This is a genomic window from Alteromonas sp. S005 (assembly GCF_036864475.1).
In the GTDB taxonomy this organism is placed as follows: domain Bacteria; phylum Pseudomonadota; class Gammaproteobacteria; order Enterobacterales; family Alteromonadaceae; genus Alteromonas.
In genome coordinates, this window is the sequence record NZ_JAZETN010000004.1 from 202,027 (window position 1) to 218,819 (window position 16,793).

Genomic DNA, 16,793 nt, shown 5'->3' on the forward strand with positions numbered 1-16,793 from the left:
GCTGGGGGCTTTTTTGTTTTGAAGATAAAATCGCTAGGCCATGCCTAGCTGCTCATATACCTCGTCTAGCTCGTCACGAATTTTTGCATTGGCGAAACTCAACCCGTTTCCACGTTTTTCATCATCAATAACGCGAACCCAAGACTTACCGTATCTCTCAACTTCATCGTCACTGCATGCATCTGCGTTAAACATGTACAGCGGCTGTGCGTAGTTCATCTGTGCTAAGTTTGCCGTAAGTTGGAAGGGTTTTAGTATTTCGGGCACGGTGGCAAACATGTCAAACCCGCTATAATTCTTCGCCTGTCCGCCGGCAGAACAAATAAGCATGAGATCTTTACCTTTCAGCTTGTCACCTTTGCTGCCATAAGCAAATTGATATTCAAGCACATCATCCAGCCACTTTTTAAGTAACGGTGTCATCGACCACCAATAAATAGGGAATTGAATAACAATACGATCGTGCTCTAAAAGCAGCTTTTGCTCCTTGTCTTTATCAATTTGAAAGTCGGGATACTCGTTGTACATATCGCGGCTTGTGGTCACTTTTCCAGATGCAATAATTTGCTTTTGCCAAGTATTATTCACTCTGGATGTTGCTAAGTTGGGGTGGAATACCAAGTGTAAAATCTTCATAACGCCCTCTTAAATAAGACCAAACTGTTTTAGTGCGGCAGATGCAACTGTTTCTCCGAACTCTTGAACGAAATGTCCGGCCTCCGGCACTTCCATTGGCTCTGGGCACCCCTTAATAACACCCTGCATGAAATGCATAACATCTGGCCCCAACATTTTGTCTTTCATACCAATAGCCATGAAGGTTTCCCCATCCCAATCATTCTTCCAAAAAGAGAAGGCTCTAGTAGAAGTTTCAATACACACTTGATCGGGGTTTGCGACAATTTTGGGAAACTTCAATACCCCTGATAAGTAACTGCTGTCAGGGAATGGTGCAGCGTAAGCGTTAGCTTCGTCTTCATTGATAGTAGGTGCATATTGCTTAAAAAAGTGCGACAGCGACAGCGGATTAGCTTTTACAATATCGTCATGCCATTCAATAAACGCTGGCGCAGTAACAGGCTCCACCAACAGCCCCGTATTCATAATGATTAAACGTTTAAACCGGCGCTGCATATCCATAGGCAATGTAAGCCCAAGTAAACCACCCCAGTCTTGGCATACCAATGTAATGTTTTTAAGGTCTAGGCGCTCAATAAGCTGTATCAAATAATTGCGGTGAAACTCGAAGGTGTAAGTATCTTCACCGATAGGTTTATCTGATTTACCAAAACCTAATAAATCGGGCGCAACGACACGACCACCCGCTTTAACAAACTCTGGAATCATTTTTCTGTATAAATAACTCCAAGCGGGCTCACCATGAAGACAAAGAAATACATTCTCTGCGCCTTTGCTACCTTCATCAATATAGTGGCCACGCAAGCCTTCATACCCTTCAAGATCATCTACATAGTTGGGCTCAAAAGGGTAATCAACGAGATTTTTAAATCTGTCATCGGGGGTTCTTAACGCTTTAATCATCACACATCCTCATAAACTCGGCTTCAACACCACAAATTAGGTCATACGACCTAATCATTGAAACATTAGGTCATCCGACCTAAAATATCAAGCCGTTATTTTGGAAAAATCACCGCGCTTTAGGTAAATTACTCAAAGTGAAGAAAAAATTGATAAGCAAAGGCAGCATGAAAAAAAGCGAAAAATCACAGAAAATATTAGACGTCGCATTAACTTTGCTAAAAAATGAGGGTGACTATGGTGTAACCATGAGGCAAGTTGCTGCTGGTGCAAATATGACATTAAGCAACGTGCAGTATTACTTCAAAAACAAAGATAACTTGCTTGTTACTCTTGCCGACCGTTACTTTCAATCGTGCCTGTCTGAAATGCGCGAAATGCCCAAACTTACGTCTGAAGCTACCCTACATGAAGACCTTACATCCTTAGTAAAAGCGTTTTTATGCCACGGACTTGAATTGTCAGAAATGTGTCGTATATTTCGCGAATATTGGGCAATTTCCACTAGAAATGCTGCCATTGAACAGTATTTAAAGGCCTATTACCAATCATCTGCACAGGTGCTTAATGCTATTTTCAGCCCTGTAGCTGCAACACCAGACAACGCCTCAAAAGCGGTGGCGTTATTCATACCCTTTGTAGAAGGCTATTCGATTACCGCCATGTCGCTAACAACCGACTTCGAAGGTGACGTTAAAGATATGTGCGATTTATTACACATGATTTTGCTTCGCCCATAGTGCGACTTTTAGCATTTCCCTACTCTTCAGCACTTGTAATCTTTTCGGCATTGACGATATAGTAAAAAGGAATTGTTGATTTGTGTTGTGTAATTAACACGAATCAAAGTAACAACTTGTCGGAGTGCTTCACTGGTAATCCAGTAAGCTGAGACCACGAAAGTGGGATCCGTAGAACCTGATCAGGCTAATACCTGCGAAGGGAACAAGAAAATGCAATGTGTGCAATACCAAGCACTAGCTTGGCATTGTGAAGCGAAGTTATTTAGCTGTTGATGCTAAACACACCACGCTTTACGACACTTTGAGTCACTCATAGTCAGTTGTTTAAGTGGGTTACCCAATGAACATCAACACAGGTTAAGCGTGTAATTTTCGTAGCCTAATCTGAATAGCCCGCTAACGTAAAAGGTCTAGCCCCTTCTGCACTTACACTTTGTATTCTCCTTCACTCCTGACAAGCATTTTTAGAACCTATACTTACAAGGTAAAATGCTATGTCGAACAGACGCGAACAACGCCAACAAGCTCAGCAATTCATAAATGAACTAGCGGGCGAAGCTTATCCCAATTCAACTCGCCACTACGAGTGTGGCAGCCGCGACGATATCCGCGTTACCATGCGCCTTATCCACCAGCACGACAGCCTAGTCGGTGGCACCGAAGAAAGCCCCATTCTAGAGCCTAACCCACCAATTCCGGTGTACGATACCTCTGGACCCTACGGCGACCCGCAAGAAAACATAGATGTGCACAAAGGTTTAAGCCCACTTCGCCAAAAGTGGATTGAAGAGCGCAGCGATACCATCGAACTAGCAGGTGTATCATCAAGCTTTGCGAAAGAGCGTGAAAACGACATTTTTACCGAAGATTTCCGCTTTATCCGCAGCCGCAAACCGTTAAAAGCGAAGGCAGGTAAGAACGTCACCCAGCTTCACTACGCAAGGCAGGGCATTATTACCCCTGAAATGGAATACATTGCCATACGTGAAAACATGGGCCGCCAAGCCATTAAAGACGCCGAGCTAACGCAGCAACACAAGGGCGAGCACTTCGGCGCGAATTTGCCCGATACCATTACGCCTGAGTTTGTACGCCAGGAAGTTGCCGCAGGCCGCGCCATTATTCCGTGTAACATTAATCACCCCGAACTAGAGCCAATGATTATCGGCCGCAATTTCTTGGTGAAAATTAACGCCAACATTGGGAATTCGGCGGTAACCTCGTCTATCGAAGAAGAGGTAGAAAAGCTTGTTTGGTCAACGCGCTGGGGCGCAGATACCATCATGGACCTTTCTACCGGCAGAAATATTCACGAAACCCGCGAATGGCTGCTGCGAAATAGCCCGGTACCTCTTGGCACCGTACCTATTTATCAAGCGCTAGAAAAAGTAAACGGCATAGCCGAAGACTTAACCTGGGAGATGTTTAAAGACACGCTCATCGAACAAGCCGAGCAAGGAGTGGATTACTTCACCATTCACGCAGGCGTACTGTTAGAGTACGTGCACCTTACCGCAAAACGGGTTACTGGCATTGTCTCGCGCGGCGGTTCAATCATGGCGAAGTGGTGCTTAAGCCATCACCAGCAAAGCTTTTTGTACGAACATTTCCACGAAATCTGCGAAATTTGCGCTAAGTACGATGTAGCGCTGTCGCTAGGTGATGGCTTGCGCCCTGGAAGCGTTGCCGATGCCAACGATGATGCGCAGTTCTCTGAATTACGTACCTTGGGTGAGCTGACCAAAATAGCCTGGGAATACGATGTTCAGGTAATGATTGAAGGCCCAGGGCACGTACCAATGCACATGATTAAAGCAAACATGGAAGAGCAGCTTAAGCACTGTCACGAAGCGCCGTTTTATACCCTTGGCCCCCTCACCACCGATATCGCTCCTGGCTACGATCACTTCACCTCAGGTATTGGCGCCGCCATGATTGGTTGGTATGGCTGCGCAATGCTGTGCTACGTAACCCCAAAAGAACATTTAGGTTTACCTAACAAAGAAGACGTTAAGCAGGGGCTTATTACCTACAAAATAGCGGCTCACGCTGCCGACTTAGCGAAAGGTCACCCCGGCGCGCAAATACGCGACAACGCTATGTCGAAAGCGCGCTTCGAGTTTAGATGGGAAGATCAGTTTAACCTTGCATTAGACCCCCACACTGCTCGCGCTTATCACGATGAAACCTTGCCGCAGGCCTCTGGCAAAGTTGCGCACTTTTGTTCTATGTGCGGCCCTAAATTTTGCAGCATGAAAATTTCTCAAGAAGTACGTGATGTCGCTAAACAAGCAGAAACCCAAGAGCTTGAGAAAGAAAAAGGCATGAAAGACATGGCTGATGCATTTAATCAGTCGGGTGCTCAGCTTTATCACACAGTAGATAGCAAGGTAGAGTTGCCATGACAAACCGCCACCTTACTAAACCCGTACTAGAGCCACCTAGCATAAGGCTGCCGGCGGTATGGTGCATAGGCGGCGTTGACTCAAGTGGTGGCGCGGGTATAACCCGCGACGCCATCACGCTTGCCGATTTAAGCGTTCATGCCTGTGTGCTCACCACACAACTTACCGTGCAATCAAACCAGCATCTGCTTAGCAAAGAAAGCATGAGTGCATCTGCGCTGAACCAGCAGTGGCAAGTACTTTACGAAGATACGCCACCACGCGCCATTAAAGTTGGCGCTGTCGCAAACGATGAACAAGCGCTTTTACTATGCGCACGTATTCAATCGTTAAAAAAACCTCGCCCCTTTGTGATATGGGACCCTGTGCAGTCTTCTTCATCTGGCGGCATGTTAAGCGACTTAAGCGAAAGCGTTGTTGACGAGTTGCTGAATACAGTTGATTTGGTCACCCCAAATATTGACGAGCTAGCTTGGCTGTCTAATTTGCCGGTAAACGACGATACTAGCCTAGCGTCAGCAATAAACCGGCTTATTGGAAAAGGGGCAAAGAGTGTTTACGTTAAAGGCGGCCACGCCGAGTGGCAAACTCAGGTATATGACACCTTTGTTTGCGCCTCGCACACCCTTCACTTTAGTCAACCGATAATCGATAACGGTAAACTTCGGGGTACTGGCTGCATGTTAGCAAGTGCGATTGCAGGTTTTATTGTTAACGACTATTGCATTGAAGATGCGCTCACCCTAGCAAATGCCTATGTATGCGAAGTAAGGCGAAATACCCTTTGCAAGCCCGATATTAATAGCGCTAAGGTCCATAGTAATGGGACAAGTTTGCCCACGTATTTCCCTCGAACTAACGGTTTTCCCGCAAACGCCGCAAGTTTTCCAAAGGTAGATTTTCACCAAGGTAGCGCTGTTTATTACAATAAAGATTTAAGCCTAAATTTTCCGTCGAACAGCGACGTACCCTCAGAAAGTACAAAAGCTAATATAGTCCAATTTCCTACACTTACTCATACGAACCTAGGCATTTACCCCGTAGTAGACAGCGTTGAGTGGATAGCGAGACTTTGGCCAACGGGCGTAAAAATTATCCAGCTGAGGGTGAAGAAAGGTTCACAACAAGACATTCGCCAACAGATTAAAGATGCCATTGAGTTAGTGGAGCACACCAACTGTCAGTTATTTATTAACGACTATTGGGAGTTAGCCATAGAGCTAGGCGCTTATGGCGTACATCTAGGTCAAGAAGATCTCGACACTGCAGATTTAAACGCTATTCAAAGTGCCGGGCTTAGACTGGGTATTTCAACCCATGGATTCGCTGAAATTCAGCGCGTTCGCGCGCTAAACCCTTCTTACATTGCCCTTGGCCATATATTTCCAACCAATACCAAAGATATGCCGTCTAAACCCCAAGGTGTAGAGCGCTTGGCAAAATATGTGAAGCTGTGTGAAGGCATACCTACCGTGGCCATTGGCGGTATTAATTTATCACGTATAAATGACGTGGCTAAAACCGGGGTTGACGGGATTGCCGTGGTTAGTGCCATTACACACGCGGAGCATCCTCTGCAAGCATACCAAGCGCTAGCGCAGGAGGCAGGTTTTGCTTAAGCACCAGGATATACAGCGTTACAGCAGACAGCTCTTGCTCGACTGTATCGACCACGACGGTCAGTCTAATTTAGCAAGCGCCCACGCGGTGGTTTTTGGGCTGGGCGGCTTGGGAAGCTTAACCGCCCGATATTTAGTTGGCGCAGGTGTTGGAAATATTACACTGGTAGATGGTGACACTGTTGATATCAGCAACTTACAGCGCCAAGTTAGCTACAACGAAATGCATTTAGGCGAGCTTAAAGCTAAGTCGCTGTATAACGAACTTCGCAAAGTTAACTCTGACTTAAACATTCAATTTAAAAGCAAGTTTGCTGATAGTAACAACTTACCAACCTTAATTTCATCTGCCACTTGTGTACTGGATTGCACCGACAACATTACGGTGAGACGGCAGATAAATGCGGCGTCCTATCGCGCCTCTATTCCGCTTTTTATTGCAGCAGCCAGCGGCCTTACATGGCAAGCACTTAATTTGCCGCAAACCTCGGACTCTTGTGGTTGTTACGAGTGCCTAGTAAATAAGATTTCCGTACGTGAAGACTGTTTGAGCAAAGGCGTACTGGGCCCTGTTGTTGGTATGGCCGCTTGCCATCAGGCAACACAAGCATTGTTGTTTTTAGCAAAAGGGTTCCAAGCCGACATTAAGTGGGGACACTACCTAACTGGAAATGCAGGCCTTGGTTCGCTGCAAAGCTTTACGTTACCCCCTTCTTCTAGCTGCGAGGTTTGCAATGACCCCAATTAAAGTAAACGTAAACAATCAACCTATGAACGTGATCTCGCCCATCTCGCTAAGCGAGTTAATTGCCCTTAAACAACTGAATGACGACGGTACCGCCATTGCTAGAAATGCCGCCATAGTGAGTAAAAAAGAATGGCCGACCACTTACCTTAAAGACAACGACACCGTTGATATCTTCACCCTAGTTGCAGGAGGCTAATATGTTAACGCTTGCAAACCACACTTTTTCATCACGTCTTTTAACCGGTACAGGAAAGTTCAGCAACGCCACCACCATGAAAGATGCAGTGGCCGCCACACAAAGTAACATTGTTACCTTGGCAATGAAGCGCGTGGCGAGTAACAGCGCGCAAGACGAAACGCTAACGGCACTTCGAGAGTTAGGGGTTACTCTGCTGCCTAATACATCGGGGGCTAAAAATGCCCAAGAAGCCATATTTGCCGCAGAACTTTCTTATGAAGCGCTTGGTAGCCCATGGATAAAGTTGGAAATTCACCCCGACCAACGCTATTTACTGCCCGACCCAATCGAAACCCTTCAGGCCGCCGAGGCTTTGGTAAAAAAAGGGTTTCACGTTCTGCCCTACTGCGGCGCAGACCCCGTTTTGTGTAAACGACTAGAAGAAGTAGGCTGCGCCGCCGTTATGCCGTTAGGCGCACCCATTGGTAGCAATCAGGGCTTACAAACTAAGCCTTTCTTACAAATTATTGTTGAGCAAGCTTCTATTCCGGTCATAGTAGATGCAGGTATTGGCAAGCCCAGTGAAGCCATGGCGGCCATGGAAATGGGTGTTGATGCGGTACTAGTAAATACTGCTATTGCCACTGCACAAAACCCTGTTGCCATGGCAGAGGCCTTTGCAAGCGCCGTAGAAACAGGCCGAAAAGCGTTTGAAGCAGGGCTTGGTGCAACATCTAATTTGGCGCAGGCTTCTAGCCCGCTTACTGCCTTTTTGGAGCCTGCGGTATGAAGGTAGCACAAGCGCTAATGCATCAAGACTTAGCCCATCTAGCTATGTCAATTAACAGTAAAACGGCGAGTGACGTAGAGCGAGCATTAGGTAAAAAATCACTCTCACTCGATGATTTTATGGCGCTTATCTCGCCTGCCGGCTCACATTACTTGGAAGCCATGGCAAGTCGCGCGCAGGCACTCACTCGCCACCGCTTTGGTAATACCATGCAGCTATTCGTGCCTTTGTATTTGTCGAACCTGTGTGCCAACGAATGTACCTATTGCGGCTTTACCATGAGCAATAAAATAAAGCGCAAGACTCTATCTATAAGTGAAGTACTCACTGAAATTGAAGCCATTAAAGATATGGGGTTTTCTCAAGTGTTGCTGGTAACTGGCGAACACGAAACCAAAGTGGGCATGAACTATTTTGAGCAAACCCTTAGCGCCATTCGCGACAAGGTAAGCTACCTTATGATGGAAGTGCAGCCTCTGAAATGGGAACAATACCAATCATTAAAACATCTGGGGTTAGATGCCGTACTGGTGTATCAAGAAACCTATTCGCCGCAGCAATACGCCAGCTACCATACCCGAGGTAAAAAGCAGGACTTTTTATGGCGACTGGAAGCCAGCGACCGCATTGGGAAAGCGGGTATCGATAAAATAGGTATAGGTGCGCTACTTGGTTTAGGTGACTGGAGAGTTGACAGCGCTATGACCGCTCTTCACGGCAAGTTAATTCAGCAGCACTATTGGCAAAGCCGTGTATCTATTGCCTTTCCGCGCCTGAGAAGCTGCGAAGGTAATAGCACTGGTGGCAACGCGCTTACCAATAACAAACTACCTAACGAGCGAGACCTGCTGCAGCTTATATGTGCCCATCGCTTGTTTAACCCGCAAGCAGAATTATCCCTGTCTACCCGCGAGTCGGCGGTATTCAGAGATGGCGTAATGCCGCTGGGTATCACATCAATGAGTGCTGCGTCACAAACTCAGCCAGGCGGTTACAGCGAGCCCTCGCAGGCATTAAATCAGTTTGATATTGATGACAGTCGCTCGGTGCCAGAAGTGATAAACGCGATTGCAAGTAAAGGGCTAGAGCCTGTTTGGAAAGATTGGATGCCCTTTGAAGCACGTGCATAAATGTTCGCGTTAAAGCACCAGTTAACACGCTGCTTTATCACGCAATAACCGATTAGTTTTTTTAAGGCAAAACAAATAGAAAATTTGTTTTGCTTTCGTGTAAAACCCTCCGTAGAATCCGCCCAAATTTTAGCCAGACGCTATTTTTAAACGTCTGGCTTTTTCGTCTTATTTATCCCATATTACATTTATCAGAAGTTAAGGAATTGGCGTTGGATACCTTTGAATTTATTCAAATTCGAAAATTTATTGTGAAGCTTGGAAAAATGCTTCACAAATACGGTACGCCTGCATTTCGGCTAGAGGCCTATTTAGGCGACGTGGCCGAGTATTTAGGCGTCCATGCCTCTTTTATTTCTACTCCCACCTCGCTCACTTTTGTTATTTGGAGCGACCGTCACGAAGACGAATACAACCACTCGGCGCGATTACAGCCCGGCGATCTAGATATGAACGCGCTGTCGCTAACCGACGAATTAGCCAGCGAACTTCTATCGGGAAATCTTTCGCTAGCTGAAGCCGATAAGCGCCTAAATGAAATAGATGCGATGGGCAGTCCCTACGGTAAATTATCTACCGGTACGGCATTTGCCATGGCCACCGGTGCATTCGCTATGCTAATGGGTGCAAGCTGGAGCGAAATAGGTTGGTCTGCTGCGCTGGGAATTGTGGCCTACTTGTGGACGTTATGGGCAGAACGTTCGAAGCGCGTAAACCTAATGCTAGAGCCTGTTACCGCATTTGTAGGCGGCATTTTAACCTGTGCCATAAGCCAATATGTTGACCCAGGAATTAACATTCCCTTAGTTGTGCTCTCATCGGTGATTGTATTTGTACCTGGGCTTGCGCTGACAATGGGGTTAGCCGAACTATCTTCCCGAAATATGGTGTCGGGCACGGCCCGTACCATGGACGCCATTATGCAGCTATTTAAACTGTATTTCGGTGCATTTCTAGGTGTATCGGTAGGTTTCAGTGTGTTTGGTGAGAACGTGTATACCCCAGCTGAATCCCTGCCCTATTGGGCAACCTGGCTGGCGGTATTTTTACTTTGTATTGCGCTAGTTGCCATATTTAGAACCCGTATTAAGCACATACCCTGGGCACTGGCAGCTGCATTTATTGCTTACAGTGCAACTGCATGGAGCTCAGACTACATGAGCCCAGGGCTTGGTGCGTTTGTGGGTGCATTTGCCCTGGGTATTTTTGCCAATGCGTTCACCCGCATTGCCGATCAGCCCGCCACCATTGTTGCAATGCACGGGCTTATCGTTCTCGTACCGGGGTCTAAAACCTATATCGGCTTGAACTCATTTATGACCGGCCAAGACTTTGTAAAGGCCGACCATTTGGGCCAAGAAGTGTTTCTGATCTTTATGTCGCTAGTGGCTGGGTTAATCTTTGCTAACGTGGTTGTGCCCACCAAAAAGGCGCTATAACGTAAATGCAATAACCTGAAGGTTTCGCGTTTGAGTGCGGCTAGTACCATTAGGCTGCGCAAAATTGCTAGCGCAGCCTAACAAGTGGGCGAGAGTTGCTATTTAAGCAGCTTGATTAACGCTCTTCCTAAGCGGGCGTTAAGCGCACCGGCGGCAATGGCTTCAGCCGAGTTTTCCATGAACTTGGCCGACAAGCTGCCGCCAATCTGGTTGGCTACTTCATCGGTGGCTAGGTCGAATACGCCTTGCGCAGCAATATTTTGTGCCAGCACTTTTAGCAGCTTCCAATTCCCTACAGTGCTTGGCCTTAGCCCATATACACGGGCCATACGGCGAATGGTGCGAAAGCTAATCCATACTACTGCAAAAGTTTGAATAAGGTTGTTAGGGCTTATAAACGCCAAGCTTCCTGCCGTTACCGATTCTTTGTTTAGCACCTTGTGTGCTTTTTCCTGCACCGGCTTTAATACCGCATCTTCGTAAAGGCCGAGTCGTTCTGGCCCCGTCATATCGTCTTGAAGCTGCTGCTGATAACGCTCGAAACAATGGGCCGCGTAAGACCCTCTAGAAAAGCGTTTGCCATGTTGGGTCAACACACGGTCTATTTCTTGTGGCGAGGATGGCATATCCGCTGAAGGCTTTTTACCCGCTGAAGGCTCTCTTTTAAAAGCCAGTAAATCACGGATAACACTCGCGTCTTCCATGGCTGTATTTACTTGCTTATAGCCGCGCCATTCTTTGAAGCTTAGAAAGCTAAAGCAGCTTACGAAGCCCACCAGCAGTGCACTTAAAACGCCTGTACCAATAGGGTGCTCATAAACATTCGCGGCAAGGGTTGTATAGGCTTCAAAAACAAAAAAGCCAATTAACGACACTACCCCAAACCCTAGGGTTGCGGCACCTAAAGAAAAACCGTCTTTCTTAGCTTCAACTTCCCATACATCTTCACCAACCTGCTGCGGAAGCTTGGTTTCAGGCTGCGCAATATCTAACGTTTGTGTTTTAACTTTGGTTTTGTACTTAGGCTTGTTTACCACGCTACTATTTTGCTCGCCCTGAGACGCTTTTTGAGATTGCGTGCTTGTTTCATCTTGCTGATTGCTATTTTCGCCATACAGCGCTTCGCTTCTTTCGCTTCTAGAAATGGACGAACTGGGCGAGTTACTAATATCGGACGAGCTACCCGGCTCAGGGACTTCGTCGAACTTATAGGGTTTATCACTCATTATTGCTCTCCTTTGCCCAGTAAAAACTGAAGCAATCTGTCTACACCCTTACCCGCCAAAATACGCGCTTTAAAATCGCTAGGCACACTGACATTGGGTACTGGGAAGTGGCTGCCCTCTTCCATATCTTTAAGTGTGCTGGGTATGGGTTCAAACGTAGATTCTACATAGTGACCATCGTTGTCTTTATAGCGAATAGCGTCTTCATTGCTGCCGTCGTCGGTGACTTGCATGCTAGATACTAAAAAGTGCTCGAACTGGATAGGTTTTCCATCGAACCGGGCTCTGGCCCCTTCGGTAATTTGCGTAAGCAAAGTAAGTAAATTGGCGCGCTGACTTACCGGCACTAAGTCAGACTTTGTAGCCACAAATGCCACTTTACCTATTTGCTCTTTTTTCAATACATTGCGCGAAAACCACGTACTTTGCCCGTATACAAAGGTATCGGCCAAATGGCTTAAGGTTTCCTTTAACTGATATAAATGCTGCCTGCTATGGTTTAGCCCTTCAAACAAGTCCACCAGAATTATTTGTTTATCGGTTTCTTTAAAAATGGACTGTTTTAACGGCGTTAGCCAAGCACTTTGAAACTTCGAGAAATGCTTATCAAATATTTTAAACCACGGGTGTGACACATCGCTGGTAATGCTTGAGGGCAGCGGCGTAAAACCAAAAGCCTGCCAATCGAAGTCGCTCGACTCCAATAAGAAACTACCCGGCTGAAGCAAAGATATACCGTTAGCTTTAGCTTCAACTAAATAATCACGATAGGCGTTCACAAGCAGTTGAATGCGCTGCTCTGTGGGCTCTTGTTCAAAGTCGAACTGATTAACAAAGGCTTTCCACTGGCTTGCAAAATATTGCTGCGGTCCGCTGCTAAGCTGCGCCCACGCAGAGTCTGACCAATGGGCATAGGTTTTACTTAACATGGGAATGTCAGTAACCCACTCGCCTGGGTAGTCAATAAATTCAAACACCACTTCGCTATGGGGCAAAACATGACGCTTTAGTGAAGCGGTTTCTTTTAAACGCACCACCAACTTGAAACCAAACGCTTCTTCAGTAGCTTTTGGCCACTGGCCGTTTTCAAGATCAGCAATATTCTCTAAATGGGGAAAGGGTTTATAGCCCTCAATGGGCTCAATGCGCATATCAAGCACATGGGATGGCGGCAAATATCGCAGCAAAGGTAAGCAAGCATAACCCTCTTCACTGCGGCTTTTCAACATGGTGATAAGGCTGGTAAATAGCATGGACTTACCGCTTCGACTAAGCCCAGTAATAGTAAATCGGTGCGTTTCTTTGTTAAACGCACTACTTAGTTTGTCGCCGGTTAGCGACGCTATTTCCCGAGTTTTGTCAAAAAGCGTAGCGATATTTTTCTGCATTGTTGTTTTGTGTTCTGCCTTTGCAGCTCCTATACCTTTGAGCCTATCTCAATAAATATAACGTGCCGAGATAGACTGCACTCACTTTATTACAAAGTTAGCTATATAAGAGTAATGAGGTTTTGTGCGTGTAAAAGCAAGGGCAGTGCCATTTAATCAAGCCGCTTAACAGGAAAAGCCAAGTTGCCCTTGGCCTGTAAGTTAATGTTCTCGAGTTTGATTGAAGAGTTTTTTCTTTATACGGTTTTTGCTGGAATGCCAGTGGTTCTTAGGTTTGCGAGGTGCATTCTCGATAACATGTTCAAAATCAATATCCGACTTTTTAGTTGGCGGTACATGTGCACAAAAGAATGTATCAATTTGTGACTGAGCCAGCTTTTCTAGGCTTTCACGATATTGATTAGGGTGACATAGCGGATACGGCGGTACTAGTTCGCCTTTCACCTGCACTAAGACATCGGCAATATAAGCCTGCTGCGTGGGAATGTGCTTAAGCGTTAAGTCGTGATCGGTATGGCCCGGCGTGTACATCACCTGCCAATCGGGAAAACCCGGCAACAGCTGATTGTCGGCAAGCGTAATGTCTGGCGCTAATATCGGGTTGTACCAAATAGGCATTCTAGGCTTGCCAATACGGTTCGCCACCCACCAAGTTAGCAGTAAATCAATACCATGGGCGGTACGCCCTGCAAAGCCCGCATACCATTTAATAGCTTTGGGATGAGAGGCTACCTGCGCCCCAGTGCGCTTACGTAATTTAATAGCGCCACCAGCGTGATCGGGGTGCATGTGGGTAACAACAATAAGCTTTAGGTCTGCTAACGAGCGGCCTAAGGTTTGCGTGATGTATTGACACACCTGGTCTACATCGGCTCGGCTGCAGCCATCAAGCAATAGTATGCCGTTGCTGTCTTCAACAAGATAAATATGCTGGATATAGCCTGCTAATGTGTGAATTTTCATTACCGCTTCCTTTTCACCCGAACCTGCAACGCTTGCTAAAAGTACTTCCTAACAAGTCTACGCACTTACTTTTACTTATCTATATACCGTCGCGCTTTTTACTGTGAAAGTCGCTTGGCATTACAAAGCGTAAAATACTGTGCTAGTACCTGTATGCTATTAGCGATGATTGGAATGAATCCTATCAGAACCTATCTGGTATGACCAGATTCAGCGAACAAGTGTAACATTAAATCCCTAAGCCACATTAGCCCTGGCTCGCCCTCTTGTTGGCTATGCCAATAAAGGTGTGTCTCCAAAGCCGGAAGTTGATACGGCAATTTAGTACTTATTAAATTGTCATCGCTTACCGCATCAGCTACGGAGCCTGGCAAGGTTAACAAAGCGTCTGTATTAGCCACTACATCGGCTGCCGCGCGATAGTTTTGGCAGCGCCACAAAGAAGGCCGACTTACGCCCAATTGTTGAAGCGCAATTTCCTCTACCGACGCTCCTTTAGCACGATTAGACACGGTTATATGACGGGCCGCCACATACTTTTTCCTATCTAAATTCTGTGCCAATGGGTTTTGCTTATTCATAAGCACTTTGTAGGTATCGCGACGCAATAAAGAATGTGAAATAGGCGCGGCAACCGCGCGGCCAATATCAATAACTAAATGAAGGTTTCGATTTGATAGGTCTGCCAACATGGCATCGCGATGTAAGCGAGTGCTCACTATTTCGATATTAGGTGCTTGTTTTTCTAAGGTTGATAGCAGTATGGGCAACACACCTAACTCTAACGATTCCTGCATAGCAACGACAAAGCGCTGATGGCTGTGCAGCGGGTCGAAATCGGCAAACTCGCCAAGCGCTTTTCGAATATCGCCTAAAGCTTTTAAGATAGCTGGGGCTAACCGTTCGCAGGCAGCGGTAGGCAACATGCTTTGCTTTTCTTTTACAAAAAGCGGATCGCCTAAAATATCCCGAAATCTTCGCATGGCATGACTGACTGCCGACGGCGTAATGTGCAGCGTTTCGGCAACGCGGGTCATGTTTCTATGTTGCCAGAGCGCTTCGAAAACCTTTAGTAAATTCAAATCTAGCTTTTCAAATTGCCTGTTTTCAAACACTCGCCTCACCATGAATGATATTCACACCATTTAAGGATTATATTTCATTTCATTCACCGAGCAAGTTTAACTACTATGAACACATCGAACAGTTTTTGCGCGCCGCAGATACAAGCCTAACTATTCAGGTTTGGCCTCTTCTAAGCGGCGTTGAATGCGCAATACAAAACACAGTACGCAAATTTTAAGTGCATAAGTATAAAAAGGTGCCCTATGGATTTTTCACACAACGACAAAACTAAGGCTTTATTAGAAAAGCTAGATAACTTTATTGCAGAGCATATAGCGCCGATTGAAGATGAGGTTTACGACTTTCACCATAAAGAGAATAACCACGGCGACTGGAAAAGCTGGAAGCTACACCCTGGTACAGAAGCCCTCAAAGCCAAGGCACGTGAAGCGGGCTTAGCGAATTTATTCTTACCCGATGCTGAGCTAGGCCAAGGCCTTACTACGCTAGAATATGCGCCAATGGCTGAGCGCATGGGTAAATACCTGTTTGCCCCTGAAATATTTAACTGCAATGCGCCTGATACCGGCAACATGGAAGTGCTGTATCACTTTGGTAGCGATGCACAAAAAGAACAGTGGCTAAAACCCTTACTCGCTGGCGAGATTCGTTCAGTGTTTGGCATGACTGAACCGGATGTTGCGTCATCTGACGCTACCAACATGGCTGCAACCATCATTGAAGATGGTGACGACGTCGTTATTAATGGTAAGAAGTGGTGGTCGACAGGCTTAGGCCATCCTAATGCAGCTTTCACAATATTCATGGGTTTATCAAACCCTGACAACGACAAGCACAGCCGCCACAGTATGGTAATAGTTCCGCTAGACACGCCCGGAATTACCATTAAGCGTATGCTAGATGCCTACGGTGATTATGATGCGCCATACGGCCACGGCGAAATGCACTTTGATAATGTTCGTGTAAGTAAAGACAACATTATAATGGGTTTAGGCAAAGGGTTTGCGATAGCACAAGGTCGCTTAGGCCCAGGCCGTATTCACCACTGCATGCGCGCTATCGGCATGGCGGAAAAAGCACTAGAGCTTGCGCTTAAACGCGGTCACGAGCGGGTTGCTTTTGGTAAGCCGATAATCCGTTTAGGGGGTAACTTAGAGCGTGTTGCTGATGCTCGTATGGCAATAGAGCAAGCGCGGTTACTTACCCTTCACGCGGCGTGGAAGATAGATAACTTAGGCGTTAAACATGCCATGACAGAGATCTCAGCCATTAAAGTAGTAGTGCCAAACATGCTACAAAGCGTGGTAGATATGGCGCTACAAATTCACGGTGGCGCAGGTATGTGTAGCGACTTCCCATTAGCCCGTTTTGCCGCAGGCGCAAGAGCACTTCGCTTAGCAGATGGTCCTGACGAGGTACACAAAGGCATGGTGTCTCGGTTAGAGCTTAAAAAGTATCAGTAATGAAAAGCCATAAAAAATGCCGCTTCTTGTTATAAGAGGCGGCATTTTATTTTGTTTAGCTTACTAGTAGTTT

The 16,793-nt window shown here is 46.3% G+C and carries 15 protein-coding genes and 1 riboswitch; of the genes, 9 read left to right on the forward strand and 6 right to left on the reverse strand.

The window, feature by feature from the left end:
- Positions 1–33: 33 nt before the first annotated feature.
- Both V7R55_RS07590 and V7R55_RS07595 read right to left on the reverse strand, forming a co-directional pair.
- Complete coding sequence (locus V7R55_RS07590) at positions 34–636, reverse strand: NAD(P)H-dependent oxidoreductase (protein WP_334058761.1); 603 nt, start codon at positions 634–636, stop codon at positions 34–36.
- A 9-nt stretch (positions 637–645) separates the two neighbouring features.
- Complete coding sequence (locus V7R55_RS07595; RefSeq protein ID WP_334058763.1) at positions 646–1,542, reverse strand: haloalkane dehalogenase; 897 nt, start codon at positions 1,540–1,542, stop codon at positions 646–648.
- A 167-nt stretch (positions 1,543–1,709) separates the two neighbouring features.
- Here V7R55_RS07595 and V7R55_RS07600 point away from each other — a divergent pair, with 167 nt between their 5' ends.
- From V7R55_RS07600 to V7R55_RS07635, 8 genes are all read left to right on the forward strand, one after another.
- Positions 1,710–2,282: a TetR/AcrR family transcriptional regulator gene (locus tag V7R55_RS07600; RefSeq protein ID WP_334058765.1), complete on the forward strand. Its 573-nt coding sequence runs from the start codon at positions 1,710–1,712 to the stop codon at positions 2,280–2,282.
- Positions 2,283–2,392: 110 nt separating this feature from the next.
- Positions 2,393–2,504, forward strand: a riboswitch (TPP riboswitch).
- Positions 2,505–2,779: 275 nt separating this feature from the next.
- Entirely contained in the window at positions 2,780–4,690 is a 1,911-nt protein-coding gene (gene thiC / locus V7R55_RS07605; protein WP_334058767.1) for a phosphomethylpyrimidine synthase ThiC, read from the forward strand.
- Positions 4,687–6,309 carry a thiamine phosphate synthase gene (thiE, locus tag V7R55_RS07610; protein ID WP_334058769.1) on the forward strand — a complete coding sequence of 541 codons (1,623 nt, stop codon included), beginning with the start codon at positions 4,687–4,689 and terminating at the stop codon, positions 6,307–6,309. Before thiC ends, thiE begins: the two co-directional genes overlap by 4 nt.
- Entirely contained in the window at positions 6,302–7,057 is a 756-nt protein-coding gene (locus tag V7R55_RS07615; protein ID WP_334058771.1) for a HesA/MoeB/ThiF family protein, read from the forward strand. The genes thiE and V7R55_RS07615 overlap by 8 nt, the downstream gene beginning before the upstream one ends.
- Positions 7,044–7,253, forward strand: a complete 210-nt coding sequence (gene thiS, locus V7R55_RS07620) for a sulfur carrier protein ThiS (RefSeq protein WP_334058774.1) — start codon at positions 7,044–7,046, stop codon at positions 7,251–7,253. Before V7R55_RS07615 ends, thiS begins: the two co-directional genes overlap by 14 nt.
- A 1-nt stretch (position 7,254) precedes the next feature.
- Positions 7,255–8,025: a thiazole synthase gene (locus V7R55_RS07625; RefSeq protein ID WP_334058776.1), complete on the forward strand. Its 771-nt coding sequence runs from the start codon at positions 7,255–7,257 to the stop codon at positions 8,023–8,025.
- Positions 8,022–9,155, forward strand: coding sequence for a 2-iminoacetate synthase ThiH (thiH, locus tag V7R55_RS07630; protein ID WP_334058778.1), 1,134 nt, complete (start codon positions 8,022–8,024; stop codon positions 9,153–9,155). The genes V7R55_RS07625 and thiH overlap by 4 nt, the downstream gene beginning before the upstream one ends.
- Positions 9,156–9,367: 212 nt before the next feature.
- Positions 9,368–10,594, forward strand: a complete 1,227-nt coding sequence (locus tag V7R55_RS07635; RefSeq protein ID WP_269917550.1) for a threonine/serine ThrE exporter family protein — start codon at positions 9,368–9,370, stop codon at positions 10,592–10,594.
- A gap of 98 nt (positions 10,595–10,692) precedes the next feature.
- Here the strand turns inward: V7R55_RS07635 and V7R55_RS07640 are convergent, their stop codons facing one another.
- The 4 genes from V7R55_RS07640 to V7R55_RS07655 form a co-directional block, all read right to left on the reverse strand.
- On the reverse strand, positions 10,693–11,820 hold the full coding sequence (locus V7R55_RS07640; protein WP_334058781.1) for a YcjF family protein: 1,128 nt from the start codon (positions 11,818–11,820) through the stop codon (positions 10,693–10,695).
- The gene (locus V7R55_RS07645) at positions 11,820–13,208 is read right to left on the reverse strand and encodes a YcjX family protein (protein WP_334058783.1); all 1,389 of its coding nucleotides are present in this window, start codon (positions 13,206–13,208) and stop codon (positions 11,820–11,822) included. Before V7R55_RS07645 ends, V7R55_RS07640 begins: the two co-directional genes overlap by 1 nt.
- A gap of 201 nt (positions 13,209–13,409) precedes the next feature.
- On the reverse strand, positions 13,410–14,171 hold the full coding sequence (locus V7R55_RS07650; RefSeq protein ID WP_334058785.1) for an MBL fold metallo-hydrolase: 762 nt from the start codon (positions 14,169–14,171) through the stop codon (positions 13,410–13,412).
- A gap of 191 nt (positions 14,172–14,362) precedes the next feature.
- Positions 14,363–15,298 carry a LysR family transcriptional regulator gene (locus V7R55_RS07655; protein ID WP_334058787.1) on the reverse strand — a complete coding sequence of 312 codons (936 nt, stop codon included), beginning with the start codon at positions 15,296–15,298 and terminating at the stop codon, positions 14,363–14,365.
- A 201-nt stretch (positions 15,299–15,499) separates the two neighbouring features.
- Here V7R55_RS07655 and V7R55_RS07660 point away from each other — a divergent pair, with 201 nt between their 5' ends.
- Positions 15,500–16,720 carry an acyl-CoA dehydrogenase family protein gene (locus tag V7R55_RS07660; RefSeq protein WP_334058789.1) on the forward strand — a complete coding sequence of 407 codons (1,221 nt, stop codon included), beginning with the start codon at positions 15,500–15,502 and terminating at the stop codon, positions 16,718–16,720.
- Positions 16,721–16,793: the final 73 nt, after the last annotated feature.

Bases quoted from the DNA above. Each gene is read 5' to 3' on its own strand.
- V7R55_RS07590 (WP_334058761.1), bottom strand. From the start codon at position 636: ATGAAGATTTTACACTTGGTATTCCACCCCAACTTAGCAACATCCAGA.
- V7R55_RS07595 (WP_334058763.1), bottom strand. From the start codon at position 1,542: ATGATTAAAGCGTTAAGAACCCCCGATGACAGATTTAAAAATCTCGTT.
- V7R55_RS07600 (WP_334058765.1), top strand. From the start codon at position 1,710: ATGAAAAAAAGCGAAAAATCACAGAAAATATTAGACGTCGCATTAACT.
- thiC (WP_334058767.1), top strand. From the start codon at position 2,780: ATGTCGAACAGACGCGAACAACGCCAACAAGCTCAGCAATTCATAAAT.
- thiE (WP_334058769.1), top strand. From the start codon at position 4,687: ATGACAAACCGCCACCTTACTAAACCCGTACTAGAGCCACCTAGCATA.
- thiS (WP_334058774.1), top strand. From the start codon at position 7,044: ATGACCCCAATTAAAGTAAACGTAAACAATCAACCTATGAACGTGATC.
- V7R55_RS07625 (WP_334058776.1), top strand. From the start codon at position 7,255: ATGTTAACGCTTGCAAACCACACTTTTTCATCACGTCTTTTAACCGGT.
- thiH (WP_334058778.1), top strand. From the start codon at position 8,022: ATGAAGGTAGCACAAGCGCTAATGCATCAAGACTTAGCCCATCTAGCT.
- V7R55_RS07640 (WP_334058781.1), bottom strand. From the start codon at position 11,820: ATGAGTGATAAACCCTATAAGTTCGACGAAGTCCCTGAGCCGGGTAGC.
- V7R55_RS07645 (WP_334058783.1), bottom strand. From the start codon at position 13,208: ATGCAGAAAAATATCGCTACGCTTTTTGACAAAACTCGGGAAATAGCG.
- V7R55_RS07650 (WP_334058785.1), bottom strand. From the start codon at position 14,171: ATGAAAATTCACACATTAGCAGGCTATATCCAGCATATTTATCTTGTT.
- V7R55_RS07655 (WP_334058787.1), bottom strand. From the start codon at position 15,298: ATGGTGAGGCGAGTGTTTGAAAACAGGCAATTTGAAAAGCTAGATTTG.
- V7R55_RS07660 (WP_334058789.1), top strand. From the start codon at position 15,500: ATGGATTTTTCACACAACGACAAAACTAAGGCTTTATTAGAAAAGCTA.